This window comes from Microcystis wesenbergii NRERC-220 (assembly GCF_032027425.1).
Taxonomy (GTDB): domain Bacteria; phylum Cyanobacteriota; class Cyanobacteriia; order Cyanobacteriales; family Microcystaceae; genus Microcystis; species Microcystis wesenbergii_A.
The window spans coordinates 4,247,558-4,272,032 of the sequence record NZ_JAVSJA010000001.1 but is presented as its reverse complement, the minus strand read 5'-3'; the positions used below and the strand labels follow the sequence as shown (position 1 = coordinate 4,272,032).

At 44.9% G+C, this 24,475-nt stretch carries 32 protein-coding genes, 1 tRNA gene and 1 pseudogene; 7 read left to right on the top strand and 27 right to left on the bottom strand.

Annotated elements, in window-relative coordinates; genetic code table 11:
* The first annotated feature begins 213 nt into the window (after positions 1-213).
* Both RAM70_RS20640 and RAM70_RS20635 read left to right on the top strand, forming a co-directional pair.
* Positions 214-1,462, top strand: a pseudogene (locus tag RAM70_RS20640) (ISNCY family transposase).
* A gap of 352 nt (positions 1,463-1,814) precedes the next feature.
* Positions 1,815-3,407 carry a DNA methyltransferase gene (locus RAM70_RS20635; RefSeq protein WP_312675414.1) on the top strand — a complete coding sequence of 531 codons (1,593 nt, stop codon included), beginning with the start codon at positions 1,815-1,817 and terminating at the stop codon, positions 3,405-3,407.
* Between the two features lie 101 nt (positions 3,408-3,508).
* On the opposite strand, the gene RAM70_RS20630 is transcribed toward RAM70_RS20635, so the two are convergent.
* The 23 genes from RAM70_RS20630 to RAM70_RS20520 all read right to left on the bottom strand — a co-directional run bounded on the left by RAM70_RS20630 (position 3,509) and on the right by RAM70_RS20520 (position 16,890).
* Complete coding sequence (locus RAM70_RS20630; RefSeq protein WP_288000498.1) at positions 3,509-3,754, bottom strand: hypothetical protein; 246 nt, start codon at positions 3,752-3,754, stop codon at positions 3,509-3,511.
* Positions 3,755-3,975: 221 nt separating this feature from the next.
* Positions 3,976-4,542: an adenylate kinase gene (locus tag RAM70_RS20625; protein ID WP_149989187.1), complete on the bottom strand. Its 567-nt coding sequence runs from the start codon at positions 4,540-4,542 to the stop codon at positions 3,976-3,978.
* A 70-nt stretch (positions 4,543-4,612) separates the two neighbouring features.
* Positions 4,613-5,932 (bottom strand): preprotein translocase subunit SecY, encoded by a 1,320-nt coding sequence (secY, locus tag RAM70_RS20620; protein ID WP_045358706.1) that lies wholly within the window; start codon positions 5,930-5,932, stop codon positions 4,613-4,615.
* Between the two features lie 316 nt (positions 5,933-6,248).
* Positions 6,249-6,692 carry a 50S ribosomal protein L15 gene (gene rplO / locus RAM70_RS20615; RefSeq protein WP_002780095.1) on the bottom strand — a complete coding sequence of 148 codons (444 nt, stop codon included), beginning with the start codon at positions 6,690-6,692 and terminating at the stop codon, positions 6,249-6,251.
* Positions 6,693-6,702: 10 nt separating this feature from the next.
* Positions 6,703-7,224, bottom strand: coding sequence for a 30S ribosomal protein S5 (gene rpsE, locus RAM70_RS20610; protein WP_002757584.1), 522 nt, complete (start codon positions 7,222-7,224; stop codon positions 6,703-6,705).
* Positions 7,225-7,250: 26 nt separating this feature from the next.
* Positions 7,251-7,613 carry a 50S ribosomal protein L18 gene (rplR, locus tag RAM70_RS20605; RefSeq protein ID WP_002753900.1) on the bottom strand — a complete coding sequence of 121 codons (363 nt, stop codon included), beginning with the start codon at positions 7,611-7,613 and terminating at the stop codon, positions 7,251-7,253.
* A 3-nt stretch (positions 7,614-7,616) separates the two neighbouring features.
* Complete coding sequence (gene rplF, locus RAM70_RS20600; protein ID WP_002794624.1) at positions 7,617-8,186, bottom strand: 50S ribosomal protein L6; 570 nt, start codon at positions 8,184-8,186, stop codon at positions 7,617-7,619.
* Between the two features lie 104 nt (positions 8,187-8,290).
* On the bottom strand, positions 8,291-8,692 hold the full coding sequence (rpsH, locus tag RAM70_RS20595) for a 30S ribosomal protein S8 (RefSeq protein WP_002734721.1): 402 nt from the start codon (positions 8,690-8,692) through the stop codon (positions 8,291-8,293).
* A 264-nt stretch (positions 8,693-8,956) separates the two neighbouring features.
* On the bottom strand, positions 8,957-9,496 hold the full coding sequence (gene rplE, locus RAM70_RS20590) for a 50S ribosomal protein L5 (RefSeq protein WP_002780091.1): 540 nt from the start codon (positions 9,494-9,496) through the stop codon (positions 8,957-8,959).
* Positions 9,497-9,550: 54 nt separating this feature from the next.
* Entirely contained in the window at positions 9,551-9,904 is a 354-nt protein-coding gene (gene rplX, locus RAM70_RS20585) for a 50S ribosomal protein L24 (RefSeq protein ID WP_002733835.1), read from the bottom strand.
* A gap of 72 nt (positions 9,905-9,976) precedes the next feature.
* A complete protein-coding gene (gene rplN, locus RAM70_RS20580) occupies positions 9,977-10,345 on the bottom strand; it encodes a 50S ribosomal protein L14 (RefSeq protein ID WP_002732358.1) in 369 nt (122 codons plus the stop codon).
* Positions 10,346-10,365: 20 nt separating this feature from the next.
* Positions 10,366-10,608, bottom strand: a complete 243-nt coding sequence (gene rpsQ, locus RAM70_RS20575; RefSeq protein WP_002796423.1) for a 30S ribosomal protein S17 — start codon at positions 10,606-10,608, stop codon at positions 10,366-10,368.
* Positions 10,609-10,614: 6 nt separating this feature from the next.
* On the bottom strand, positions 10,615-10,833 hold the full coding sequence (rpmC, locus tag RAM70_RS20570; protein ID WP_045358711.1) for a 50S ribosomal protein L29: 219 nt from the start codon (positions 10,831-10,833) through the stop codon (positions 10,615-10,617).
* The gene (gene rplP, locus RAM70_RS20565; protein WP_002734310.1) at positions 10,833-11,252 is read right to left on the bottom strand and encodes a 50S ribosomal protein L16; all 420 of its coding nucleotides are present in this window, start codon (positions 11,250-11,252) and stop codon (positions 10,833-10,835) included. Before rplP ends, rpmC begins: the two co-directional genes overlap by 1 nt.
* A gap of 30 nt (positions 11,253-11,282) precedes the next feature.
* Positions 11,283-12,011 carry a 30S ribosomal protein S3 gene (rpsC, locus tag RAM70_RS20560; RefSeq protein WP_002796425.1) on the bottom strand — a complete coding sequence of 243 codons (729 nt, stop codon included), beginning with the start codon at positions 12,009-12,011 and terminating at the stop codon, positions 11,283-11,285.
* A gap of 23 nt (positions 12,012-12,034) precedes the next feature.
* Positions 12,035-12,394, bottom strand: coding sequence for a 50S ribosomal protein L22 (rplV, locus tag RAM70_RS20555; protein WP_002746605.1), 360 nt, complete (start codon positions 12,392-12,394; stop codon positions 12,035-12,037).
* 121 nt (positions 12,395-12,515) lie between these two features.
* A complete protein-coding gene (gene rpsS, locus RAM70_RS20550; protein WP_002753908.1) occupies positions 12,516-12,797 on the bottom strand; it encodes a 30S ribosomal protein S19 in 282 nt (93 codons plus the stop codon).
* 30 nt (positions 12,798-12,827) lie between these two features.
* Entirely contained in the window at positions 12,828-13,661 is an 834-nt protein-coding gene (gene rplB, locus RAM70_RS20545; protein WP_002746601.1) for a 50S ribosomal protein L2, read from the bottom strand.
* Positions 13,662-13,694: 33 nt separating this feature from the next.
* On the bottom strand, positions 13,695-14,000 hold the full coding sequence (locus RAM70_RS20540) for a 50S ribosomal protein L23 (RefSeq protein ID WP_045358714.1): 306 nt from the start codon (positions 13,998-14,000) through the stop codon (positions 13,695-13,697).
* A complete protein-coding gene (rplD, locus tag RAM70_RS20535) occupies positions 13,990-14,622 on the bottom strand; it encodes a 50S ribosomal protein L4 (protein WP_002732765.1) in 633 nt (210 codons plus the stop codon). Before rplD ends, RAM70_RS20540 begins: the two co-directional genes overlap by 11 nt.
* A 20-nt stretch (positions 14,623-14,642) precedes the next feature.
* Positions 14,643-15,281, bottom strand: coding sequence for a 50S ribosomal protein L3 (gene rplC, locus RAM70_RS20530; protein ID WP_002734589.1), 639 nt, complete (start codon positions 15,279-15,281; stop codon positions 14,643-14,645).
* 602 nt (positions 15,282-15,883) lie between these two features.
* Complete coding sequence (locus tag RAM70_RS20525) at positions 15,884-16,222, bottom strand: P-II family nitrogen regulator (protein ID WP_045358717.1); 339 nt, start codon at positions 16,220-16,222, stop codon at positions 15,884-15,886.
* 182 nt (positions 16,223-16,404) lie between these two features.
* Positions 16,405-16,890, bottom strand: coding sequence for a DUF4079 domain-containing protein (locus tag RAM70_RS20520; RefSeq protein WP_312675395.1), 486 nt, complete (start codon positions 16,888-16,890; stop codon positions 16,405-16,407).
* Positions 16,891-17,088: 198 nt separating this feature from the next.
* On the opposite strand from RAM70_RS20520, the gene RAM70_RS20515 reads away from it, so the two are divergent.
* On the top strand, positions 17,089-17,748 hold the full coding sequence (locus RAM70_RS20515) for a phosphoribosyltransferase (protein WP_288000505.1): 660 nt from the start codon (positions 17,089-17,091) through the stop codon (positions 17,746-17,748).
* A 389-nt stretch (positions 17,749-18,137) separates the two neighbouring features.
* Here the strand turns inward: RAM70_RS20515 and RAM70_RS20510 are convergent.
* Positions 18,138-18,210 (bottom strand) — tRNA-Arg (locus RAM70_RS20510).
* Positions 18,211-18,267: 57 nt separating this feature from the next.
* Here RAM70_RS20510 and surE point away from each other — a divergent pair.
* Both surE and RAM70_RS20500 read left to right on the top strand, forming a co-directional pair.
* Complete coding sequence (gene surE, locus RAM70_RS20505) at positions 18,268-19,080, top strand: 5'/3'-nucleotidase SurE (protein WP_312675392.1); 813 nt, start codon at positions 18,268-18,270, stop codon at positions 19,078-19,080.
* 47 nt (positions 19,081-19,127) lie between these two features.
* Positions 19,128-19,709, top strand: a complete 582-nt coding sequence (locus RAM70_RS20500) for a DUF3727 domain-containing protein (protein ID WP_045358721.1) — start codon at positions 19,128-19,130, stop codon at positions 19,707-19,709.
* Positions 19,710-19,955: 246 nt separating this feature from the next.
* Here the strand turns inward: RAM70_RS20500 and RAM70_RS20495 are convergent, their stop codons facing one another.
* Both RAM70_RS20495 and RAM70_RS20490 read right to left on the bottom strand, forming a co-directional pair.
* Positions 19,956-20,786 carry a metal ABC transporter permease gene (locus RAM70_RS20495; protein WP_312675390.1) on the bottom strand — a complete coding sequence of 277 codons (831 nt, stop codon included), beginning with the start codon at positions 20,784-20,786 and terminating at the stop codon, positions 19,956-19,958.
* A 384-nt stretch (positions 20,787-21,170) separates the two neighbouring features.
* The gene (locus tag RAM70_RS20490) at positions 21,171-21,935 is read right to left on the bottom strand and encodes a YebC/PmpR family DNA-binding transcriptional regulator (protein ID WP_045358723.1); all 765 of its coding nucleotides are present in this window, start codon (positions 21,933-21,935) and stop codon (positions 21,171-21,173) included.
* 196 nt (positions 21,936-22,131) lie between these two features.
* On the opposite strand from RAM70_RS20490, the gene RAM70_RS20485 reads away from it, so the two are divergent.
* Entirely contained in the window at positions 22,132-22,617 is a 486-nt protein-coding gene (locus RAM70_RS20485) for an IS200/IS605 family accessory protein TnpB-related protein (RefSeq protein ID WP_238567795.1), read from the top strand.
* Positions 22,618-22,723: 106 nt separating this feature from the next.
* The gene (dprA, locus tag RAM70_RS20480) at positions 22,724-23,872 is read left to right on the top strand and encodes a DNA-processing protein DprA (protein WP_312675386.1); all 1,149 of its coding nucleotides are present in this window, start codon (positions 22,724-22,726) and stop codon (positions 23,870-23,872) included.
* A gap of 9 nt (positions 23,873-23,881) precedes the next feature.
* Here dprA and trxA read toward each other — a convergent pair whose 3' ends face one another.
* Positions 23,882-24,205 carry a thioredoxin gene (gene trxA, locus RAM70_RS20475; protein WP_312675384.1) on the bottom strand — a complete coding sequence of 108 codons (324 nt, stop codon included), beginning with the start codon at positions 24,203-24,205 and terminating at the stop codon, positions 23,882-23,884.
* Between the last annotated feature and the right edge of the window lie 270 nt (positions 24,206-24,475).

Genomic DNA, 24,475 nt, shown 5'->3' with positions numbered 1-24,475 from the left:
TTAAGCAAGCTACAAAATGCGCTCCCGCGAGTGCGACTGCATCGCAGAGAAGTGAGTATATAGAGTATTTATACTCAAAATATTTGAAAGATGGGAGAAATCTAGAACAAAAGTTCTCTACATCAGAAAGAGAACCAAATAAAAATTGATGATTGTTGTCTGTTGAGGTAAAATTATTAAGTTGGAAATATTAATTAATCAAACTGTTCTGCGATGACGAAAAAGGCTGTGACTTTAGAAATTCCTGAATTAATACAATTTTTAGTTCAAGAATTACATGACTTACCCGATGACAGAAAACCAGGAAACAATACCAAATATCAGGTAGAAGATGCAGTTAAGGCGGCTTTTTCGGTTTTTTTTACTCAGTCACCTTCTTTTTTAGAGCATCAACGTTTGATGAAAATTAGTAAGGGAAAAGATAATGCTTCAAGTTTATTTGGTATCAAAAAAATACCTTGTGATAATCAAATCAGAAACCTGTTAGATCCTATCCCAGCTGCCACAATATTTGGCTCTTTTCAACAAGTCTATCAATGGTTAAAAAAACAGGGAGTTATTAAAAATTTTTTCTACTTAGATGAGGAAATTTTAATAGCTTTAGATGGTACGGAATATTTTTCTTCAAAGAAAATTAGTTGTCCCCATTGTAATTGCCGCAATCATCGTAAGGGAACGACAACTTATTTTCATGGTTGCGTCACGCCAATTGTGGTTTCTCCTGAGCAAAAACAAGTGATTAATTTAGAACCAGAATTTATTAAAAAACAAGATGGGCAGCAAAAACAAGATTGTGAAAATGCGGCTGTTAAAAGATGGTTAGATAAGAATCATCAAAAGAAGTATGGTTATCCTGTAACCCTGTTAGGAGATGACTTATACTCTCGCCAACCTATCTGTGAGTTAGCTCTAAAACAAGGTTATAATTTTATTTTTGTTTGTCTTGAAACTTCTCATAAAACCTTATATGAATGGCTAGAATTTTTAGAAAAAAGTGGAGAAGTTAAAACCGTAGAAAAGAAACAATGGGATGGACGAAAGAATCTCATTTATCGTTATCGTTATGTTTCTAGAGTTCCTCTGAGAGAGGTCGAGTCAAGTCTCGAAGTTAATTGGTGTGAAGTCACGGTCATTAATGAAAAAACACAGAAAATTATCTATCAAAATAATTGGATTACCAATCATCAAATTACTGAAAATAATGTTGAAAAAATTGTCAAAGCTGGACGCAGCAGATGGAAAGTTGAGAATGAAGGAAATAACGTTCTTAAAAATCACGGTTATAATTTAGAACATAATTTTGGTCATGGTCAAAGTCATTTATGCGAGTTCTTGTTGTCTTTAAATTTACTAGCTTTTTTATTTCATACCGTTTTAGATTTAGTTAATCATACTTATCAAAAGATTCGTGAGTTATTAGTTACTCGCACCAGTTTTTTTAATGATATTCGTACTTTATTAAAATATTTTTGTTTTAAGAATTGGTCAGAGTTTTTCTTGTTTATTCTTACCGAATATGTCCCGCTCAAAAAAATAAATTCTAGTTAAAAATGTCAATTTTTCGAGAGAAGGAAAGATTATTTTATTCATTGAAAAAACCACAAATTAGGTCAGAATTTCAGCTAAATTTATGAGTTGAGATAAGTTTTTTATGGGCAGATATTTTAAAACTGTCTCTTGAAGCTAATTATGATGATTATCTTGAAAAAAAATGATAATTAGACAGAAGTTCTCTTGTTCACATAGAGAACTTTATCTTCTTTTGTTTTCAAAATGAGAATTGCTGATATTTTACTAAACAAGCATGGAATGTGGTGGCAGAATATATTAAAAACTTTAGTCAACTGGGAGATGTCATTCTTGATCCTTTTGGCGGTAGTGGAGTGACGGCAATTGAAGCTTTAATGAATAACCGCAAAGCGATTAGTATTGATATTAACCCTCTGGCTATTTTTCTTGTTAATTCTTTAATTATTCCCGTTGATTTTGATGATTTAAGTCAAGCTTTTGAACGAGTTAAATTAGCCTACCAAGAGCGAGAACCGCAAACCAAAGAGGAAATAACAAAGATTCTCAATACCTATCCCTATCCCCAAGGTTTGAAACTGCCTAAAGGTTCTGATGTGGCTACTGTTGAACAGTTATTTAGTAACAAACAATTGGCTCAGTTAAGTTTATTAAAACATCTGATTAAACAAGAATTAAACGAGAATATTAGAGAGTCTTTGCTGTTAGTTTTTTCCAGTACAATCAATAAATATAATTTGACTTTTCATTACACAAGAAGTGCGGCGGGGGGTGATAGTTCTGTATTTAGATATTATCGCTATAGAATTGCTCATGAACCGGGAGAAATGCCCTTAATAAAAATTTATGAAACTAAATTTAAAAAACTTGTTGCAGCTAAACAAGAAATGGAGTTTTATGTTAATAAAAAAACTATTGATAACGCAACAATTGTTAAAGGAACAGCGACAGACTTAAGTTTTATTGAAAATGAAAGCGTTGATTATATTTATACCGATCCTCCCTACGGAAAGAAAATTCCCTACTTAGATTTATCAATAATGTGGAATGCTTGGTTAGATTTAGAAGTGACGGAAAAGGACTATCAATTAGAAGCTATTGAAGGTGGAACAATCCAAAAAAGTAAACAGGAATATAATCAATTAATTGCCCAAAGTATTCGAGAAATGTATCGAGTTTTGAAATTTGAGCGATGGTTATCCTTTGTCTTTGCTCACAAAGATCCTGAGTTTTGGCATTTAATTTTAGATACCGCAGAAAGTTGCGGATTTGAATATGTGGGAGCAGTGCCACAAAAAAATGGACAAACGAGCTTTAAAAAGCGGCAAAATCCCTTTACAGTTTTATCAGGACAGTTAATTATTAATTTTCGGAAAGTTCCTACTCCCAAAGCGGTAATGAAAGCTAACTTAGGCATGGATATCACCGAGATTGTCATGCAAACTGTTGAAGGAATTATTGCTAAAAATGATGGGGCAACCCTAGAACAAATTAACGATGAATTGATTATTAAAGGTTTGGAATTAGGGTTTTTAGATTTACTAGCCAAGGAGTATTCAGACTTGACTCCAATTTTGTTAGATAATTTTGATTATGAGGAAAAGACTGAATTATATACCATCAAAAAAGATAGTAAGTTTAAGTCAAAAATCGATGTTAAATTGAGAATTAAATACTATTTGATTAGCTATTTGAGAAGGATGGAAAGAGATAATAAAAGCTCTAGTTTTGATGATATTGTTTTTAATATATTACCTCTGTTAAAAAATGGCACAACTCCCGAAAATCAGACGATTCTAAGCGTCCTCGAAGATATTGCCCAGAGAGTTGGTGATGATAACTGGCGCTTAAAACAAGAAGGACAATTGAGTTTATTTTAAATCCAGTGGCAGCACACTTTGTTCTTTTTGTCAAAAAAACTTTCTCTTTGCAACAAAACTACACAATTAATTGATCAACGGGTTGGCTTAAAAAAGGCTCTTTAATCGCCAGTTGTTACTGTTCTTAAATAGGTTAGTGTAGATTTAGCAAGGGTTTTCAGGCTCACCAGACAGCTAAAAACCCCAAAAAGCACAGAGGAACCCATCATTTCATACTGCGAAATTATAGCGTTTCCTAAGCTAGTGAGGTACACATATTTTTCTTCCCTTTTGACTTTTGCCTCTTGCCTTTTGCCTAAAACCCATAACTTTTGTACCTCAGCAGACTGAAAAACGCTATATACCATAATCGCTGGAAGTATTGCAACCTCGTAAACAAATAAGAATTATTTTCAATAAATTCTTAAGAAAAGATAAATATTGCGAAATTTAAATTTAAATATTCTCAACTATTAACGCTTGTTTGATATAAAAAACTTATAAAAAGTTGTAATTTTTACTGACTGATGACTGATGACTGATCACTGATGACTGATTACTGATCACTGATTACTGACTGAGGGAAACTTTACCCAGGAGTGACAACTGCTGTTAAAGCCGCCGTAACCGCGTCCATCGGTTGATTACCGTCGATATGGTTAAGAGTGCCTTTTTGACCGTAATAATCTAAAACGGGGGCAGTTTGGTCGATATAAACCTGTAGGCGACGGGCGATCGTTTCTTGAGTATCATCTTGACGACCCCGTTGCATGAGACGCTCAATTAAGACCGTATCTGGTACAGCCAAATTGACCACAAATGTGTAACTATCGGCCAATTCTTCCAGTAATGCGTCTAAAAAGCTCGCCTGTGCCACCGTGCGGGGAAAACCATCAAGAATCCAACCCTTAGCACTGTCAGGCTGTTTTAAACGTTCCTGAATTAAACCTAACAACAATTCATCGGGGACTAATTCGCCCTTTTCCACATAAGCTTGTGCTTGCTGACCAAGTTCTGTCTTCTCTGTAATTGCTTGACGTAAAATTTCACCGGTAGAAATATGGGGAATCGTCAGAGATTCCGCTAATTTTGCCGCTTGGGTTCCTTTTCCCGATCCGGGCGGTCCCAAAAATATCACACCGATCCGTTTGCTCATGGATTAAATATAGGGTTTTAAGGGAAAAAACAACCAGTAACCGGTAAAAGGTCCCTGGTTAACTATCTAACTACTTTTTAATCATGTCCTCATAGCGTTGAGACATGACATAGGTTTGAATTTGTTTCGCCGTATCGATCGCCACCCCCACCAGAATTAACAGGGAAGTTGCCCCCAAACCGCGAAAAGTGGTGACACCGGTGGCGCTTTCTACTACAGTCGGCACAGTAGCCACCAAACTTAAAAAGAGAGCGCCCAAAAGGGTGAGACGATTCAGCACCCCTTCCAGATAATTAGTAGTAGCGGTCCCTGGTCGAATCCCCGGAATACTGGCCCCCATTTTTTTCAGGTTTTGGGACATATCCTTGGGGTTAACGATCAGGGAAGCGTAGAAGAAACTAAAACCGAGAATCAGTAAGCTATAAAAAGCCACATAACCCCAACTATCGGGACGCAGGGCATTAACCAACTGAACTAAAACCTGACCGACCGGGTTATCCGTGGGTAAAGCTTGCACCAATTGGAAAGGTAAGACCAACACTGCCGAGGCGAAAATAATCGGCATCACGCCCCCTTGATTGAGTCGTAGGGGTAGATAACTGGTTCTTTCCCGATAGAGACGACGACCCACCTGACGACGGGCAGAAACAATCGGAATCCGACGGGTTCCTTCCTGAACAAAAACAATGCCGATAATCATCACCAAGAAAACCAGCAAGAGAATCACCACTTGAGCGATCGCTTGTCGGCCACCCTGTTGAGCAAAAGTAATTGTATCACCGAGGGTTTTCGGTAAAACAGCGACAATATTGACAAAAATCAGCAAAGATGCTCCATTTCCCAGACCGCGTTCCGTAATCAGTTCCGAAATCCACATCACGAACATAGAACCGGCCACTAAAGCGAGAACCGTAGCGGCGATCGAGGGTAAAGTTCCGGCCACAACGCCGTTAGCCACCAATAAACCGAGAGTAATGCCGATACTTTGAATAATTGACCAACCAAAGGCAATATAACGGGTAATTTGGGCAATTTTTCGCCGTCCTGCTTCTCCTTCATTTTTCTGTAAATCTTCCAAAGAAGGAAGGGCAGCGGTGAGCAGTTGCACGATAATTGAGGCGTTGATATAGGGAAGAATGCCGAGGGCAAAAATCCCCAACGTCGATAATCCTCCCCCGGTGAACAGGTCAAGGATTCCCAAAGCGGCGTTACCTTGAATAATTTCTGCTAATCTTGCCCGATCCAAACCGGGTATCGGTACAAACATCCCAAAACGGAGCAGAATCAGTAAACCCAATGTAATCAACAAGCGACCGCGTAAACCGGCCGCCTGTGCCATTTGCATAAACGTTTCCTGTGCCGTGGGAGCCTTATCACGACTGACGACCATTAACAGTTACCTCTAGTGCAGTTTTTTTATGGGAAAAAGTAATCGAGGGGGAAAACTTTCTCGATTTTTTTAAGATTTCCCCTGTCTTTCTTATGATATATCAATCAGGTCTTGGGGGTTGGGTGTTAGGGGTTCGGTGTGGGGTGTAGGGTGTAGGGTGTGGGGTGTGGGGTGTGGGGTGTGGGGAGAACAAAGCTGCCCTTTACCTTTTGCCTTTTGCCTTTTGCCTTTTGCCTTTTGCCTTTTGCCTTTTGCCTTTTGCCTTTTGCCTTTTGCCTTTTATCTCCTGTCTCCTGCCTTCCGCCGACCGCCTCCGTTAAATTTCCTCCCAAGTCCCTTGAGCGGCGGTAATTTTCTCTTTAGCACTATTGCTAAAAGCGGCGGCCTTCACCTTGAGGGGAACGGTAATTTCACCATCACCCAAAACTTTTAAAGGTCCGTCGTTGCTGGTGAGAATTTTAGCTTTTAGCAGACTTTCCAGGGTAACTTCCGTATTAGCGGGTAAAGAAGCCAATTTTCTCAGATTAACAATCGTGTATTGACGGGGGTTAACCAAAGGAAAATGCTTTAATTTGGGAACCCGACGATAGAGGGGCATTTGTCCCCCCTCAAAACCGGGACGAGTCCCCGTCCCAGAGCGAGATTTTTGTCCGCGCATTCCCAGACCGCAACTAGCGCCCTGGCCGGCCGAGACACCCCGTCCCACACGACGACGGCGTTTAGTTGACCCTGGTTGGGGGGCGATTTCGTGGAGTTTCATGGTGATTTCTTTAGGTGTACAAATGTTCTACAGATACGCCTCGATCCTTGGCCACTTCCGAGAAAGTGCGGAGAGTTTCCAGGGCGTTAACGGCGGCTCTAGCGTTATTGAGGGGGTTATCGCTACCGAGTTGTTTAGCGAGGATATTTTTCACCCCAGCTAATTCTAAAACGGTACGGACAGCACCCCCGGCAATAACCCCAGTCCCCGGAGCCGCCGGACGCATAAGCACCTGAGCGCCACCGGAAGCGCCCCGGGTGAGGTGAGTGATGGAACTAGCCTTAGTTAAGGAGACTTCAATTAGTTGTTTTTTACCATCGGCCACGCCTTTACGGACGGCCCCGATAACGTCTCCTGCTTTGCCGACTCCCACTCCCACCTGGCCGTTTTCATTACCGACCACGACAATGGCCCGGAAGCTGAGTTTTTTACCACCCTTAACCACTTTACTAACCCGGCGGATCTGGATGACCCGCTCTTGCCAAGTGGTTTCTTTTTCTTTTTCGCGGTTGCCTTTGCGACGTTTTGCCATAGTTTTATCAGTGTTGAAAGGATATTTTAGAAGTTTAAGCCGGCTGACCGAGCCGCTTCTGCTAAGGCTTTGACGCGACCGTGATAGAGATTGCCACCGCGATCAAAAACCACTTGTTCAATGCCTTTGTCTAGGGCCCGTTGGGCCACCAGTTTACCCACCGCAGCCGAGGCTTCTTGGGTAGCGGTGGATTCCAATTCCCCGCGCAAGGTTGCCTCTAGGGTAGAAGCGGCCGCGAGGGTGTGTTGGGCTACGTCGTCGATAATTTGGGCGTAGATGTGGTTATTAGAACGAAATACGGATAAACGCGGCCGTTCAGCAGTGCCATTAATTTTGCGACGCACACGCTGGTGACGACGACGGACTGATTCTTTGCGACTAAGTTTCATGGTTTATTTTTTACCTCCTTTACCGCCTTTAGCACCTTTACCGCCAGCTTTACCAACTTTGCGACGGACAACTTCACCAAGATAGCGAATCCCTTTACCTTTATAAGGTTCGGGGGGACGAACTTCGCGGATTTTAGCGGCGATGTTACCGACGGCTTCTTTGTCGATGCCACTGACGATAACTTGGGTGTTGTTTTCTACGGCGACGGAAACACCATCGGGCATCTCCATTTCCACGGGTTTACTGTAACCAACATTAAGAACTAATTTACTACCCTGCGCCTGGGCGCGGTAGCCCACCCCTTGGATATCGAGGCGTTTTTGAAAGCCAGTCGCGACTCCTTCTACCATGTTGGCCACTAGAGTTCTACAGAGTCCGTGGCGTTCTCTGGCGGTACGCGAATCGTCTTGACGGGTAACGAGCAGGGTTTCGCCATCTTTGTCGATGGCGACGGCGGTGGGTAGGGTTCTCTGGAGAGTTCCTTTGGGCCCTTTCACCGTCACGGTAGCACCATCGATATCGACGGTGACTTTATTGGGAATAGGAATCGGGCGTTTGCCAATACGAGACATAACAGTTATCAGTTATCAGTTATCAGTTATCAGGGAAGAGTTATCAGTGGGTCAGCTATCGGGTTTAAACTGGGAAAGGCTGACGGCTGATAGCTTATCCTTGTTTACCAGATGTAGCAAAGGACTTCGCCGCCAACGTTTTGTTTACGCGCTTCGCGATCGGTCATAATGCCTTTAGAGGTGGAAACAATGGCGATGCCAATGCCACCGAGGACGCGAGGTAAGTCTTTACTGTTGGAATAAACTCGCAGGCCCGGTTTACTGACTCTGGTGAGGGTAGTAATGATCGGTTGACGGTTTTTGCCTTTATATTTGAGGGAAAGAACTAATTGAGATTTAATCCCCTCACCCACTTCCTCAAAGTCAGCAATAAAGCCTTCGTCTTTGAGAACTTGAGCAATACTGCGCGTCATCCGCGTGGTGGGGATTTGAGTAGTGGTCTGCCGAACCGCGCAAGCGTTACGGATGCGGGTCAGCATATCCGAGATGGTATCGTTAGCAGACATGAATTACCTGTTTTTCTCCTAAATTGGGATCAACATCAGTGGTCAGTTATCAGTTATCAGTTATCAGTTATCAGTGGTCAGTTATCAGTTATCAGTTATCAGTTATCAGTTATCAGATTTGAGTATTAAGTGAGTAGTATTAAATAGCAGCTTCCTGCTGTCTTTTCACTGAATCACTGTTGACTGTTTACTGTTTACTGTTCACTGTTTACTGTTCACTGTTCACTTATTTACCGGTCACTGTTTACTTTTCTCTTGATTGATTTATCTAAAGGGCATTCCCATCTCTTTGAGGAGGGCGCGTCCTTCTTCGTCGTTTTTAGCGGTGGTGATGATTGAGATGTCCATCCCGCGAATTTGATCGATTTTGTCGTATTCAATTTCGGGGAAGATCAACTGTTCACGAATGCCTAAACTGTAGTTACCACGACCATCAAAACTGTTACCACTGATACCGCGAAAGTCGCGAATGCGTGGTAAGGCCAGATTAATGAGACGGTCTAAAAAAGCGTACATTCGATCGCCGCGCAATGTCACCATGACACCCACGGGCATTCCTTCGCGAATTTTGAAGCCAGCGATCGCTTTTTTAGCTCTAGTCACTACCGGTTGTTGTCCGGTGATGGTGGACAGTTCTTCCTTGGAAGACTCCAAAGCTTTGGCATTTTGTGAAGCTTCCCCAAGACCGCGGTTAACAGTAATTTTGATAACTTTAGGTACTTGGTGGATATTGGTATAACCAAATTGTTCTTTCAGTTTCGGAACAATGGTTTCTTGATAGGTGGTTTTTAGTCTTTGGCTCATAGTTTTGCTGCTTACTTTTCCTGGGCTTGGTCAGGAACTAGAATTGATGGGAAACTAATCGATAATTTCGCCAGTTTTCTTCAGTATCCGCACTTTCCGACCGTCTTCGGTAAAGGTATAACCCACCCGACTGGCGATTTTTTTCTTCTCGGAATAGAGCATCACTTTGGAACTGTGAATCGGTGCTTCGTAGGTAACGATTTGACCCGATTCCCCTTCCTGTTGGGGTTTAGTATGTTTGGTGCGGATATTAACTCCCTTGACCACCACGGTGCTTTCTTGGGGTAGGGCCCGTAAAATTTCGCCCACTTTGCCCTTATCGGAACCGGCGATTACCTGAACCACATCCCCTTTTTTAACGTGCATTTTTTGCCTTTGGGGCGGGGTTTGAATGTTTTTCTTACTCATTTTTTTTGACCTCAAAGTGTGAAAAGTTTTAGACTAGCCATCAGCCAATTGCCTTGGTTCTTTTCACTTTGATCAGAGAACTTCTGGGGCTAAGGAAACAATTTTGGTGTAGTTTTTATCGCGCAATTCCCGAGCGACAGGACCAAAAACCCTAGTACCTTTGGGATTACCGTCATTATTAATAATCACGGCGGCGTTATCATCAAAACGGATGCTCATGCCACTATCGCGACGGACGGTTTGACGGGTCCGCACAATCACCGCCGTCACCACATCGGATTTTTTCACGGGCATATTGGGGATAGCGTCCTTAACCACGGCGATAATTTTGTCACCGATGCCACCGTAGGTACAGTTACCTGTTCCCAGCACCCGCAGACACATTAGTTTCCGCGCCCCGCTATTGTCAGCGACATTTAAGTAGGTTTGTTGTTGAATCACGGTTTTTACCTAGGTGAAATTTAATTATCGGTTAATATTTCCGCCACTTCCCAACGTTTGGTTTTACTGAGGGGGCGGGTTTCACGAATACGAACTCGATCGCCTTGTTTGGCTTGATTTTCTGCGTCGTGAGCTTTAAATTTCTGGGTTTTCACGACGATTTTGCCGTATTTAGGGTGAGGAGAGCGGTTTTCAATGGCTACCACTACGGTTTTATCCATTTTGTCGCTGACTACTACCCCAACTCTTTCTTTAACTGCCATAGCGGGTTATGCCTCCGGGGTGGACTGGGCTAGTTGGCGCTCCCGTTCTACGGTCAATAATTGGCCGAGACGGTGGCGGGTGTGTTTGAATTCGTGGGTTTTTTCCAAGCGGCGGGTGGCCTGTTGCAAACGCAATTCAAACAGTTTCTTTTTGGCAGCGAGGATAGCATCAGCGATGTCCTCATCGCTCATCTGCCTCACTTCGGCGATTTTCGGTAAAGCCATTAGACAAAATCCTCCTCGCGAGTGATAAATTTGGTCTTAATCGGTAATTTTTGGGCGGCTAGGCGCATTGCTTCCCGGGCCACGGGTTCGGCTACCCCGGCAATCTCAAACATAATGAACCCCGGTTTAACCACGGCCACCCAGAATTCGGGGGAACCTTTCCCGGAACCCATCCGAGTTTCTGCGGCCCGTTGGGTCACGGGTTTATCGGGAAAAACGCGAATCCAGATTTTGCCACCCCGACGAATATAACGAGTCATTGCCCGTCTGGCCGCTTCGATTTGACGGGAAGTAATCCAACAGGGTTCGGTGGCTTGCAGGGCGAAATCGCCGAAATTAATCGTATTTCCGCCGGTGGCCAGCCCGCGCATCCGTCCGCGCTGTTGTTTGCGGAATTTTGTTCTTTTGGGACTTAACATGAGCTATTTACCACTGATAAATATTAGGGATCAGCCCTCACTAGAGCGATCTTCAAACTGTTGACGGCGACGCTGTTGACGGCGCGGTGCTTGAGCGGGAACGGCGGCGGCAATTTCTTCTTGGCCGGGGATAATTTCGCCCTTAAAGATCCAAACTTTCACGCCTAGAATCCCGTAGATGGTGCTGGCGGTTTTATAGGAGTAATCAATATCGGCGCGCAGGGTATGCAGGGGAACTCGTCCTTCCCGCACCCATTCGGTCCGAGCGATTTCTGCACCGTTGAGACGACCGCTAACTTGAATTTTGATCCCTTTGACTTCAGCCCGTTGGGCCCGTTGGATGGCTTGCCGGACAACACGACGGAAGGAAACCCGTCTTTCTAGTTGTTGGGCAATGTATTCGGCGATCAGGTTGGCATCGGCATCAACGCGAGCGACCTCAATGACGTTAATGCGAATTTGACGCTGGCCACCGAGGGCTTTTTGTAAACCTAGGCGCAGCTGTTCGATTCCCGTGCCACCACGACCGACGACGACACCGGGGCGGGCGGTGTGGATGGAAATATCTACTTGATCGGCCTTACGTTCGATGCGAATATCGGCGATACCGGCATTAGCAAGGTTTTTTTCGACGTACTGACGAATGCGGCGATCTTCTTGCAGTAGTTCGGGGTAACGTTTCGCGTCGGCATACCAGCAAGATTTATGATCTTTGATAACGCCGAGACGAAAACCGAGGGGATGGATTTTTTGTCCCATTGTGGTTTTTTTAGTTAAGGTGATTAGTCTTTGTTGCTAGGAGCGACGGCGACGGTGATATGACAGGTGGGTTTGCGAATTTGGTAGGCGCGCCCTTGGGCCCGGGGTCGAAAACGTTTTAGGGTCGGTCCGCCATCGGCAAAGGCTTGGCTAACTACCAAAGTGGCGGGATCGAGTCCTTCGTTATTTTCGGCGTTGGCAACGGCGGAACGCAGGACTTTTAGGATCGGGTCACAGGCCCGGTAGGGCATGAATTCGAGAATAATTAGGGCTTCCCGATAGGAGCGCCCGCGGATCTGATCGAGTACCCGTCTGACTTTCAGGGGTGACATCCGAATATAGCGGGCGATCGCTTTGACTTCGTTAGAGGTATCGATGGTCATTTCAGTTATCAGTTATCAGTTATCAGTTATCAGTCATCAGTTATCAGTCTTGGTGATTTATGGTCACGACTCTTCGGCCTTGCTCAGAGGCCACTATCTAGCTGATGGAGTAGCGGCTGATTTATTTCCGTCCTGCTTTTTTGTCGCTCTTGGCGTGGCCGCGGAAGGTGCGGGTGGGAGCGAATTCACCGAGTTTATGACCGACCATCTGCTCGGAAACATATACGGGAACGTGCTGTTTGCCGTTGTGAACGGCGATCGTGTGACCGACCATATCGGGAATGATTGTCGAGGCACGGGACCAAGTTTTAATCACTTGTTTACTGCCCTGTGCGTTGAGTTTTTCGATTTTTTCCATCAGGTGGCCGGCGACAAATGGCCCCTTTTTCAGTGAACGACCCATAATTTTCAGTCAAAAGTAAAGTAATAATTTCTAACCTTGGTTACGACGGCGCACGATCAGATCGCTACTGCGTTTTTTCTTGTTGCGAGTTTTGCGACCGAGGGCGGGTTTACCCCAGGGAGTCATCGGGCCAGAACGTCCGATCGGAGCGCGACCCTCTCCACCTCCATGCGGGTGATCGACTGGGTTCATGACGCTACCCCGAACATGAGGCCGTTGACCGCGGTGACGGGTACGACCGGCTTTACCGAGACTGATATTTCTCGCTTCGGCGTTACCGACTTTTCCGATGGTGGCGTAGCATTCACGCCGGATCATGCGGACTTCTTTGGAGGGGAGGCGGATGGTAACGTAATCGCCTTCTTTGGCTACCACTTGGGCGAAACCACCAGCAGCCCGCACCATTTGACCACCGCGACCAGGAACGAGTTCGATGTTATGAACTTCTGTCCCTAGGGGGATGCGACTTAAGGGTAGGGCATTACCGACCTCGAAGGGAGCGTTTTCTCCGGCGATGACGGTATCACCAACGCCTAAACCGGCGGGGGCGATGATGTAGCGTTTTTCCCCGTCTTTGTAGAAAAGCAGGGCAATGCGGGCGTTACGGTTAGGATCGTACTCGATCGCCGCTACTGTGGCCGGAATATCCCGTTTATCGCGACGAAAATCGATAATCCGGTAGAGGCGTTTATGGCCGCCGCCCCGGTGACGACTGGTAACGACACCGCGATTATTACGCCCCTGTTTGCTGTGTTTGCGATGAGTTAGGGACTTTTCCGGTTCGGTTTTGGTGATCTCTTTAAAGTCGGAGATGGCCGCCTGCCTTGTCCCGGGGGTTAAAGGTCTAAAAGAACGAATACCCATAGTTTAGTTTTCCGTTATCGGGTTTCTTGGTTGTTATACGTCGGGATAGAGGGTGATCGAGTCGCCTTCGGCTAGGGTGACGATCGCGCGTTTGTATTGGGGTTTGTAACCGAGGAAACGGCCGACGCGTTTTTTCTGACGAGAGGGGCGGCTGGTGTTCACTTTCGTTACTTTCACCTCAAACAGCAGTTCGATCGCCGCTTGAATTTCCGGCTTGGTCGCTTTCAAGGCGACATCGAAGACGTATTTATTTTGTTCTAGGAGTAGGGTGGCTTTCTCGGTGACGATCGGCTTTAGGATCAGATCGGCGAGTTGCCTGGCTTCAGTTTTAAGCACCATAGACCTCCTCAATTTTGGCTAGGGCTGCGGCGGTGGCGATAACTCGATCGGCTAGGATGACATCATAGACGTTGAGACTATCGGCGCGAATAATTTTGAGATTGCAGATATTACGCCCCGATAAATAGACATTTTCGGGAATTTCCGTCAAAATCAGCAGAATTTTTTCCTCTGGACTGGCTCCCCAGCGACTTAAGGCAGCGGTGAGTTCTTTGGTTTTGGGTTGGGAGAATTGTTCGGCGAAGCTTTCAACCACGATAAAGTTATCGGCCTGGCTGATCAAAGCGGTTCTCAGGGCTAATCTTTTCTCTTTGCGATTGACCTTAACCTCAAAATCTCTCGGTTTTGGTCCGAAGATGACACCGCCACCACGCCAGAGGGGAGAACGGATCGAACCGGCCCGGGCGCGACCGGTGCCTTTTTGCCGCCAGGGTTTGCGACCACCGCCGCGCACTTCCGAGCGGGTTTTGCTGGAGGCATTACCTTGGCGGGCCGCCGCTAGATGGCTGACGACGACGCGGTGAATTAGGTGTTTGGCGGTTTCGGGTTTAGCGGTTTTCAGTTCCAGGGTGCCTGTTCCCGCTTCTTCCCCTTGCCAATTTTTGACTGTGTAGTTAACCATGGCTTTAATCTTTCCTTGCCCTATTTACCAAATTTCTTGGCGGGGGTGATGTTTAACAGGGTTCCTGGTTTGCCCGGGACGGCTCCTTTGATCAGGATCAGGTTGCGTTCGCTATCGATTTTGACCACGGACAATTTGCGGATGGTCACTTGGGTGGCTCCGTATTGTCCAGCCATTCTCTTACCCGGGAAAACCCGGCCTGGGGTAGTACCGGCACCGGTGGAACCGGGGAGACGGTGGTTTTTGGAACCGTGGGTCATGTTACCGCGCTTGAAGTTATGGCGTTTTTGATAGCCGGAGAAACCCCGTCCGATGGTGGTTCCAGCCACATCGACCAAATCGCCTTCTTGGAAGATAGCGGCGGTAATTTCTTGGCCTAAAGTGTAAGCGGATGCGTCCTCAAGACGGTATTCGATTAAATGCCGCAGGGGGGAGACACCGGCTTTGGCTAAATGACCGAGTAGCGGTTTATTGAGGGCTTTTTCTTTGACGGTTTTGTATCCCACTTGAATGGATTCATAACCGTCGGTTTTTTTAGTTTTGACTTGGGTGACGGGACACGGACCGGCTTGAACGACGGTGACGGGAATGGCGACTCCCGTTTTGTTGTCGAAGATTTGGGTCATGCCCAGTTTTGTACCGAGGATACCGATAGACACGGATTGTTCTCTTTATCTTTACTAGACGACAATCAAAAATAACGTGGCCGTGGCTATAGGAGCGAGAAAAATCTTTCCCGCTTTATCAGCCTGCCCAACTTGAATGACTTTTTTCGAGTTATTTAAGCTGGCATCCCGTTAAATTCGTAAGTAGGACTAGACAGGGTTGCTGGTTCTGCCTAGATTGTTGCTGGTCTTTGTTTCTTGGGGACTTAAAGGGTTGATCTTCAGTATCCCGGCGAAGACCGATTGACCAAGGCGGTTCTGCTTGGCAGTGCCTTGGACACCACCTAACACCGATTTTGGCCACGATCAAACATTGTATAATATTTGTGACCTTTTAGGCAAGAGATTTTTTTTAGTCACTGGAAATGATAATATCTAATCTGGTTGAATTATTTTTACCAGTCAGCGGTCTTGAGTGGTGATGGGGGCAGACCGAGCCAATAGATTTAATTACAGCAGTTATCTTAATGGTGAGGTACAAATTTTTCGTTTTAGGGAATTGGTCGTCGATACCAAATTAGGTTACACTTCTTGATGGGAAACACTGTCAATGGGGGGGGGATGACAGGATTGTACTATCATCCCTTGTCTGGAGGTTAAATCGCTTCCAGGTCTTTTTCTCCGGTACGGATGCGGACGATCTGTCCCACGGGGGAGATGAAGATTTTACCGTCTCCGATTTCACCAGTACGCGCGGCAGAAATCAGCTTATCGACGACCATATCGACTTGCTTATCTTCGACGACTATCTCGATCTTGAGTTTTTGGAGAAATTCGACGGTATACTCGGAACCGCGATAACGTTCCGGTTGACCTTTCTGACGACCGAAACCTCTAACTTCAGATACGGTCATCCCGACAATGCCCGCGTTAACTAGGGCGATTTTCACTTCTTCAAGTTTAAAGGGTCGGATAATCGCTTCTACTTTCTTCAAAATATCTATCTCCTCGTTGCGTGACGATACCTTCTTGGTAAATTACCTGTTAATTCTAAACTCGGAATCCCGACAATAGCACTTAAAGTCATAATTTCTTCAATTATTGCCCTTGGCCACAGTCTGCCGCGGTGAAAAATTCCAGGTGGGAATTAGCCCACCCGAAGCCATAAATAAACCAACTAGAGAGATAATCCTAACTGAAGACCGAAAACACCGTGAACTAGCAGTAAAATCAGGGCAATACTGCCTATATAGGCGTGAATAGTCCGAAAAAGTTCTTTTTTCCCGCCAGCGAAGCCTGTGAGGGATAATAATCCATTGAAAGCTAATAAACCGATCGCGATCGATCCTGTCCAGAAATGGCTGCTTTCGAGGATGGGATGTTTCTGCATGACCAGGGATAAAACACCGCCGGTGTAACCGAGAACGATAAATAAAAACAGCCAAGGAGCGAGTTTGCGGTGATCGGCTCTATTTTTGGCCACTACTTCCCCATCTTTGCTTAAACGGCTTTGCCAACCGGCATAGGCAGTATAACTACCCATAACTAAAACCACAATCCCCATCATGACTGGATGTCCCCAATGAACGATCGGTTCGGGAGTTCCGAGACCGCGAAAGGCAGCGGCGATCTGCTCTAGCGCATCACTTAAACTTTGATTCATGTTTGTTACCTAACTTGACAAAACCCTCTCGCCTAAGATTTTAGCCGATCTTTGGCCTGGAAAAACTTCGGTTAGTCGAAAAAATGTCAAGCCTTCGCTAAATTTCTTAACATTTCAGCTAGAGATGAGCGGAGAAATATAGAATAAAGGCAGGGGAAAGCAAGGATACCCAAGGGGATTAGCCCCTAGGAGGGCATTATGACTTATCTGCTCAAAGATCGGCACTCGGCAGGGAGACTATTAGCTAGTTACTTGACAGAATATACAAATAGTGCTAGGGTGATGGTTTTGGCTTTGCCCCGGGGTGGGGTTCCGATCGCCTTTGAAATTGCCCAAAGGTTACATTTACCCCTAGATCTGTGTTTAGTGCGAAAATTAGGTGTGCCAGAGCGAAAAGAGTTAGCTTTTGGGGCGATCGGTCAGAATGGGGTGCGGGTAATCAATGAAAGTATTGTTGAGGACTTGCACCTATCGGAAGCGATGATGGAACGGGTAGCAAAGGAAGAAATGATCGAATTAGAGCGACGCGATCGCTTGTATCGAGGTGAGCGACCCTTTCCCAGCCTAACGGGAAAAACGATTATTCTAGTAGATGATGGTATCGCTACGGGAGCAACGATTAAAGCGGCGATTCTGACCCTTAAAGCTGGAAATCCCGCTGCTATTATTATTGCTGTTCCTATTGCCCCACTGGAAGTCTGTGATCAATTAGAAAAATTAGTCGATCGAGTAATTTGCCTACATAAACCCTACGAATTGAGATCGATTTCTCTTTGGTACGAAGACTTTTCCCAAACCAGCGATGAGGAAGTGCAAACACTTTTAGCCACCGTCGATAGTTCTTTAATTCAAGTTTAGAGAGCGTTCGTCAATTAATTTAAAGAAGGTGGACATAATCGAAAATTAGTAATCAGTAATCAGTAGATATACATTTCAGTTATAACTATTTATTAGTACACAAGACAAAAGCAAGCTGTGATTGGGTTATAGCGTTTTCCAATCTCATGAGGCACACCAAAATCTTAACTCCTGAATCCCGAATCCTGACTCCTGAATCCTGAATCCCGAATCCTGACTCCTGACGACCGACTCCTCAAAACCTAAGACTCTGTACCTCACAACTATGGGAATTGCTATATAAATTTTGGGGATGTCTCTGTTTACTGATCACAGCAAAAAGCTGACGGCTTAGATGTGTAATTAATTTTGCTTAGGACTTAACTGATCACTGATGACTGATCACTGAACGAGTACGGAGGGAGTCGAACCCCCGACACCCAGGACCGGAACCTGGTGCTCTATCCTCTGAGCTACGTACCCACGATAAAATACTATTACATTATACCACTAGCCGGCGCAGTAGAGCAGAAATTTCCTATGACTAGCGATCGCTCTTTAAAACTACTTATCAGTAACGATGACGGCATTTCCGCGCTAGGAGTCCGCACCCTTGCCAACACCCTCGCTGCCGCCGGTCATCAAGTGACCGTAGTTTGTCCCGACGGCGAGCGCTCTGCCACCGGTCATGGCCTAACCTTACACCATCCCATCCGGGCCGAACAGGTGGAAGGAATTTTTCATCCCGATGTGATTGCCTGGTCCTGCTCGGGAACTCCGGCCGATTCGGTGAAATTTGCCCTTAGTGCCGTCCTCAAAGAGCGTCCCGATTTAGTTTTAGCTGGCATTAACCACGGGTCTAATCTCGGCACCGATATCCTCTATTCTGGCACGGTTTCTGCGGCCATGGAGGGATTAATCGAAGGTATTCCCAGTATTGCTGTTAGTCTCGCCAGTTTTAAAGCCTGTGATTTCCAGCCGGCCGCCGATTTTGCCCTCACTTTAGTCAGGAAAGTTGCCCTTAATCCTTTTCCCGTTCCCACTTTACTCAATGTTAACGTCCCTCCAGTTAGTAGTGCCGAAATCAAGGGAGTGAAAATCACTAGGCAAGGATTGCGACGCTACGAGGAAACCTTCGAGAAAAGACTGGATCCCAGGGGTAAAAGTTATTACTGGTTAATTGGGGAAGTGGTGGAAGATATCGAACAACCGGACTACAGCCATTTACCCCCGCAAGTGCCTACGGATGTGCGCGCTATTGGCGAGAATTTTATCACCATCACGCCCCTACAATACAATTTAACTGATGTGCAGGGTTTTCAACATTTGCACCGGAATTCTTGGTTTGATTGAGGATCAACTCATGATATTCTGATTCAATCATTAGCGTTTGAGAGCCTATGTCCCCTCAATTTAATTTTCAAGAAAACGAACTCGAAGAAGCGGATATCATAACCCTCTGGGATGAGCAAGGTCGATCGCTGGACTGTTATATTGAGAACGCCTATGAAACCGATGACCTCACCTATATGCTTCTTGTCCCCGTGGATACCCCGGTGATGATTCTAGCTTGGGACGAGGAATCGGAGGAAGAAGAATCTGATGCCTTCCTAATCGAAGATAGCGAGGAAATCGAGCGGGTTTTTGCCGATGCTAAGGCAGTTTTAGCAGAATTAGACCTATTGCTCAAACCCACTGCTCACACCTTAACCGTTAGTGGTGAATTGCCTCCCCTGGAAGAAGATAATGTTCTCAGTTTAGAAATCGATAGCGATGCTCCTTCCTCGTCATCAGAGCCGGAAGAATTGCAATTTCTCGCCAGTTTCTTTTCCGAAGACCAAAAATACTCGATTTACAGTCCCCTTGCTCCTTTGTTATTCTTAGCTGTCGGTGATGGGGAAGGGAAGGTTGAATTAGTTTCCCCCGATGATGACGGTATGGGACCGATTCTAGAGGAACTTTTGTTTGATGAACTCGATTAATTACTTGATTTTACCAAATCCGCTGACCAAAATTATTGATAAATCTAGTCACAGTATATCTTTCGGGATTTCATCATCATTGCGATTAACACGGATTTGGTATTTTTTCTTTAAATTACGGCGTTTATCATAAAGATGAAGTATAACCTAACTTGGTATTAACGACCGGCTCCTGTCTCCCGAAAATAAAAACCTTATACCTCACTATTAAGATAAATGCTATATCACCACAACTAGGGGAGAGCTTTAAAGATTAGCTATTTTTCTGGTGATAGTGAGGATGAAAGGTTTCCAAGCAAGACTGATTAAATAACCCAATCCTGCCACTAAAATAATTGTCGCCCCCGAGGTGAGATTTAAACTATAGGATAACCATAAACCAATCAAAGTAAAGACAATTCCTAAAATAATCGCTAGGACCATCATTCCCTTCATATTTTTAACAAATTGTCCACTGATAGCCGCAGGAATAGTTAACAAAGCAATTACCATAATTAATCCTACTACCTGCATTACTGCCACAATAGTTAAAGCGGTTATTCCCATTAAACCTAAATAAATTATCTCCACGGGAATATTACGAATAATCGCAAAGGTTTCATCAAAAGATATGGCTAACAACTCCTTATAAAAGATACTAACTAAGGCTATAATTAATATATCTATGCCCGCCATTATCCATAAATCATCCCTCGGTACAGTTAAAATACTACCAAAAAGATAACTCATTAAATCAGCTTTATACCCGGGGGTTAAATCAATAAAAATTACCCCAATCGCCATACCAATCGCCCACATCACCCCGATTAAAGTATCGGCTCTCTCCCGGATGCGACGCTGTAAAAAGCCCATACCTAAAGCCGAAAAAAAGGTAAAAAATATCGCCCCCACCAGGGGATTAATCCCCAAAAAATAACCGATTCCTATCCCTCCATAGGCAGCGTGAGCGATTCCCCCACTGATAAAAACCACGCGATTAACTACTACCAAAGTACCGACGATACCACAGGCAATACTAACCAATATTCCTGCTGCGATCGCTTGGCGCATAAAATCAAATTGTAAAGCCTCTAGCATAGGTTGTTTTCAGTAATCAGTAATCAGTAATCAGTAATCAGTAATAAAGACAGTACTGTTAATGTTATTTAATCAGGACCCAGACAGAATTAATTACACATATTTTTCCCTTCCTCGGCAAAAATAAGGATTAAATGGACTAAAATCTGTCAAGAGACCATTTAATTAATTAACCTGAGTTCGGGATAAGCTAAAACCCTAATTTTCTCGTTCGCTGTAAACCCTATTCTTTTGTGGAATGAGTAGGAAAATAGCCTTAACCCGAACTGAGGTTAATTATTATTCATTCTTAATTCTCCTGACTACTGGCTACTGGTTACTGACTCCTAACCCCACCAAGAAACTTTTTGCCGCAAACCCTAATTACTGCCTAGTAATTTAGGATCATACATCCACTGACATCAATTCCTCGACTAAATCAAAATTAGCCGTTACCGATTGCACATCATCGAGGGATTCTAGGGTGTCGATTAACTTGAATAAAAGACGGGCCTGCTCTCGATCGCTCACTTCTAGGGTATTAGTGGGAATCCAGCGTAATTCTGCTTCTTTAAGCTTAAATCCCGCTTCTTGGAGAACTTTATTCAATCTCTCCAGGTTAGACACCTCAGTAAACACCTCTGCTCCTTGACCTTCCTCCTGACTCTCAAAAAACTCGTAGGATTGGGCCTCTCCCTCTAGGGAAGCTTCTAAAAGCTTATCCTCATCAATAGTTCCCTCAAGGCGAATTACCCCCTTATGGTCAAACATCCAGCCCACACAGCCCGTTTCGCCTAAATTACCGCCATTTTTGCTAAAAGCCGCCCGCAGAGCCGCTGCCGTGCGATTGCGATTATCGGTCAGTGCTTCGATCAGGATCGCCACCCCTCCGGGACCATAACCCTCGTAGCGAATTTCTTCAAAAGCCGAGTCATTTTCAAAAGTTCCCGCCCCTTTAGCGATCGCTCTTTCGATATTTTCATGAGGAATACCGGCCGCCTTGGCTTTTTCGATCGCCGTGCGTAGCTGAAAATTGCCCGCCGGATCGGCAACCCCGTTACGGGTAGCCACGATAATCGCCCGGGATAACTGGGTGAAAGTTTTGCCTTTTTTTGCGTCAACGCGGGCTTTTTGTCGTTTAATATTTGCCCATTTACTATGACCAGCCATATCTATAACGGTTATCTTAATGGTGAGGTACGCTGTATCATCGAAAATACTGGGTTTAAAACCCCGTCCTTTTAGGACGGCTTGACATTGAGAATGTTTCGCTAATCAGTGAACTGAAAACTCACATCTGATCAATGATAACTGATAAATGATACGATTAGTCTGGGCTTCACCTTGACGAGAAAGATTGTCATCGATGGCGAAAAATTCTCTTCGAGATTATTTAAATAAAACGGCGACCATAATAATTAACCATTGCCTGACTAATCAAATGGGCAAATTGGTAGTTGGATATAATCCAGGTATCAAGCCAGAGATTAATATCGGCTGTTCTAACAATCAAAACTTTGTGCAAATTCCTTTTTGGCAGTTGAGACAAAAACTGAAAGATTTGTGTTCGAGGTACGGAATGGGGTATGGTGAACAAGAGGAATCTTACGCCTCTAAAGCTAATTTTTACGATCGAGATCAGATTCCTATTTACAATGCCAATAATCCCAGTCAACAGAAGTTTTCTGGCAGAAGGATTAAGGGAGGATTCTATAGAATAAAGGATAAGCATCTTGTGGCCGCCGATATTAATAGGAGTGCCAATATTTTAGTTAAAAGTAAGCACAGACTCAGTGTTGAGCGAGTGTCTAGCGGGTTTTTGGCTACCCCTTTCAGGATTTACATCTCTTAAGAATCCCCGTCCGTTTTAAGTGTCAAAATTAAAATAAATAGGGTCATCTGGCCGAATTCGGTTAAAACCGACTTGAATTATTACTTTGTCTGAGGAGCTTTTCAAATTGACAGACGAGCGCGTTTATTGGTTAGCATGGTCAAGTATTGCTGGAGTTGGGCCAATTTCCCTAAAGCGACTCTATCAGCATTTCGGCAGTGTCGCTGTGGCCTGGAATGCCACCGATTCTGCGATCGCAGAAGTGGCGGGATTCGGCAAAAAGTTAATGGTAGCGGTACAGGAAGGGCGATCGCAAATTGACCCAGAAGCTCTTTTCGCCGAACATATCCAGAAAAACCCCCTTTTTTGGACTCCTAGCGACCCAGAATATCCCCGCTTTCTCTGGGAAATTCCCAGTCCGCCCCCCTTACTTTACTATCAAGGAAAGGTCAATTTAGAGGAAAATCAGGGAAATATCCCCACCGTCGCCATTGTGGGTACTCGTAACCCCACGGAGCACGGCCGGCGCTGGGCGCGGCGCTTAAGTACCCTTTTAGCTCAACAGGGATTTACTATTGTTTCTGGCATGGCCGAAGGAATTGATGGCGAGGCACACCAAAGCTGTTTAAAAGCAGGGGGAAGAACGATTGCCGTCTTGGGAACGGGGGTCGATGTGGTTTATCCTAGTCGTCATCGGCAGCTACAGGCGGACATCCAAAAGCAGGGTTTAGTCATAAGTGAACATCCTGCGGCAACTCAGCCGAATAAAGCCCATTTTCCCAGTCGTAATCGCATTATCGCCGGGTTAAGTCGTGCGACGATTGTTATCGAGGCCCCAGAAAGGTCTGGCTCCCTGATCACTGCCAGTTATGCTAACGAATTTGGCGGCGATATCTATGCTTTACCCAATTCTCCGGATATTACCGCCGCTAGGGGTTGTTTACAACTGATTCATCAGGGGGCAGAAATTATCGTTTCTGAGGAGAAATTATTAGAAATGTTAGGGGCAATTCCTACCGTGAACCAATCCGCACCGGTTAATCTCTCCCCTTCACTCCCTCCAGAGACATCCCCGGTCGTTAATGCTGCTCCTCCAGCGAATCTAGAACCTAGACTAGCACAAGTGTATCAGTTATTTAACCGAGATCCCCTTTTGTTTGACATTATTGTTGAAAAAATGCAAATCCCCACCTCAGAAGTGGCGGGGATCTTATTGGAATTAGAATTAATCGGTTTAGTGACTCAGTTACCCGGTATGCGTTACCAGAAAACCTAGTCAACTACTCTACAGGTGTTTAGTTAGGGTATTAGCTAAAGTGGTTTTCGGTACAGCCCCGACCACCATATCGACTTTTTGACCTCCTTTGAAGATCATCAGAGTAGGAATACTGCGAATCCCGTACTGACTAGCGATATTGGGGTTTTCGTCGGTGTTGAGTTTCACCACCTTGACTTGCCCTTGGAACTGTTCGGCAATTTCTCCGACAACGGGAGCCACCATTCGACAAGGGCCGCACCAAGGAGCCCAGAAATCCACTAGGACAGGGTCGGCACTATCTAAAACTACTTCTTTAAAGGTGGCATCTGTAACGGCAGGAACCTCTGACATACTTAAGAAATCCTCTAGTAATCACGGTTATCTAGAATACGCAAAAATTCCATTCTAGAGATTCGTGGTGCGATGTTGACATTCCACTGGTGAAAAGGACGAGAACTAGCTCTAAATCCAATGTAGAGGCTTTAACTTGCATCAGAGGTAGCTTCTTGGATCAATTTCACAAGGGGCATTCTTGTATTTTATAACCCTAGAGGCTCTATTTTGACTTTTTTTTGATAAAGTTTTGTAATATTGCCCGAGTCAGGGAGGGGTGATGGCAGC

Excerpts from the sequence above, each read along its gene's own strand:
- RAM70_RS20630 (WP_288000498.1), bottom strand. The coding sequence starts at position 3,754 with ATGGTATATAGCGTTTTTCAGTCTGCTGAGGTACAAAAGTTATGGGTT.
- RAM70_RS20625 (WP_149989187.1), bottom strand. The coding sequence starts at position 4,542 with ATGAGCAAACGGATCGGTGTGATATTTTTGGGACCGCCCGGATCGGGA.
- secY (WP_045358706.1), bottom strand. The coding sequence starts at position 5,932 with ATGGTCGTCAGTCGTGATAAGGCTCCCACGGCACAGGAAACGTTTATG.
- rplO (WP_002780095.1), bottom strand. The coding sequence starts at position 6,692 with ATGAAACTCCACGAAATCGCCCCCCAACCAGGGTCAACTAAACGCCGT.
- rpsE (WP_002757584.1), bottom strand. The coding sequence starts at position 7,224 with ATGGCAAAACGTCGCAAAGGCAACCGCGAAAAAGAAAAAGAAACCACT.
- rplR (WP_002753900.1), bottom strand. The coding sequence starts at position 7,613 with ATGAAACTTAGTCGCAAAGAATCAGTCCGTCGTCGTCACCAGCGTGTG.
- rplF (WP_002794624.1), bottom strand. The coding sequence starts at position 8,186 with ATGTCTCGTATTGGCAAACGCCCGATTCCTATTCCCAATAAAGTCACC.
- rpsH (WP_002734721.1), bottom strand. The coding sequence starts at position 8,692 with ATGTCTGCTAACGATACCATCTCGGATATGCTGACCCGCATCCGTAAC.
- rplE (WP_002780091.1), bottom strand. The coding sequence starts at position 9,496 with ATGAGCCAAAGACTAAAAACCACCTATCAAGAAACCATTGTTCCGAAA.
- rplX (WP_002733835.1), bottom strand. The coding sequence starts at position 9,904 with ATGAGTAAGAAAAACATTCAAACCCCGCCCCAAAGGCAAAAAATGCAC.
- rpsQ (WP_002796423.1), bottom strand. The coding sequence starts at position 10,608 with ATGGCAGTTAAAGAAAGAGTTGGGGTAGTAGTCAGCGACAAAATGGAT.
- rpmC (WP_045358711.1), bottom strand. The coding sequence starts at position 10,833 with ATGGCTTTACCGAAAATCGCCGAAGTGAGGCAGATGAGCGATGAGGAC.
- rplP (WP_002734310.1), bottom strand. The coding sequence starts at position 11,252 with ATGTTAAGTCCCAAAAGAACAAAATTCCGCAAACAACAGCGCGGACGG.
- rpsC (WP_002796425.1), bottom strand. The coding sequence starts at position 12,011 with ATGGGACAAAAAATCCATCCCCTCGGTTTTCGTCTCGGCGTTATCAAA.
- rplV (WP_002746605.1), bottom strand. The coding sequence starts at position 12,394 with ATGACCATCGATACCTCTAACGAAGTCAAAGCGATCGCCCGCTATATT.
- rpsS (WP_002753908.1), bottom strand. The coding sequence starts at position 12,797 with ATGGGTCGTTCACTGAAAAAGGGGCCATTTGTCGCCGGCCACCTGATG.
- rplB (WP_002746601.1), bottom strand. The coding sequence starts at position 13,661 with ATGGGTATTCGTTCTTTTAGACCTTTAACCCCCGGGACAAGGCAGGCG.
- RAM70_RS20540 (WP_045358714.1), bottom strand. The coding sequence starts at position 14,000 with ATGGTGCTTAAAACTGAAGCCAGGCAACTCGCCGATCTGATCCTAAAG.
- rplD (WP_002732765.1), bottom strand. The coding sequence starts at position 14,622 with ATGGTTAACTACACAGTCAAAAATTGGCAAGGGGAAGAAGCGGGAACA.
- RAM70_RS20520 (WP_312675395.1), bottom strand. The coding sequence starts at position 16,890 with ATGAATCAAAGTTTAAGTGATGCGCTAGAGCAGATCGCCGCTGCCTTT.
- RAM70_RS20515 (WP_288000505.1), top strand. The coding sequence starts at position 17,089 with ATGACTTATCTGCTCAAAGATCGGCACTCGGCAGGGAGACTATTAGCT.
- surE (WP_312675392.1), top strand. The coding sequence starts at position 18,268 with ATGACTAGCGATCGCTCTTTAAAACTACTTATCAGTAACGATGACGGC.
- RAM70_RS20500 (WP_045358721.1), top strand. The coding sequence starts at position 19,128 with ATGTCCCCTCAATTTAATTTTCAAGAAAACGAACTCGAAGAAGCGGAT.
- RAM70_RS20495 (WP_312675390.1), bottom strand. The coding sequence starts at position 20,786 with ATGCTAGAGGCTTTACAATTTGATTTTATGCGCCAAGCGATCGCAGCA.
- RAM70_RS20490 (WP_045358723.1), bottom strand. The coding sequence starts at position 21,935 with ATGGCTGGTCATAGTAAATGGGCAAATATTAAACGACAAAAAGCCCGC.
- RAM70_RS20485 (WP_238567795.1), top strand. The coding sequence starts at position 22,132 with ATGGCGAAAAATTCTCTTCGAGATTATTTAAATAAAACGGCGACCATA.
- trxA (WP_312675384.1), bottom strand. The coding sequence starts at position 24,205 with ATGTCAGAGGTTCCTGCCGTTACAGATGCCACCTTTAAAGAAGTAGTT.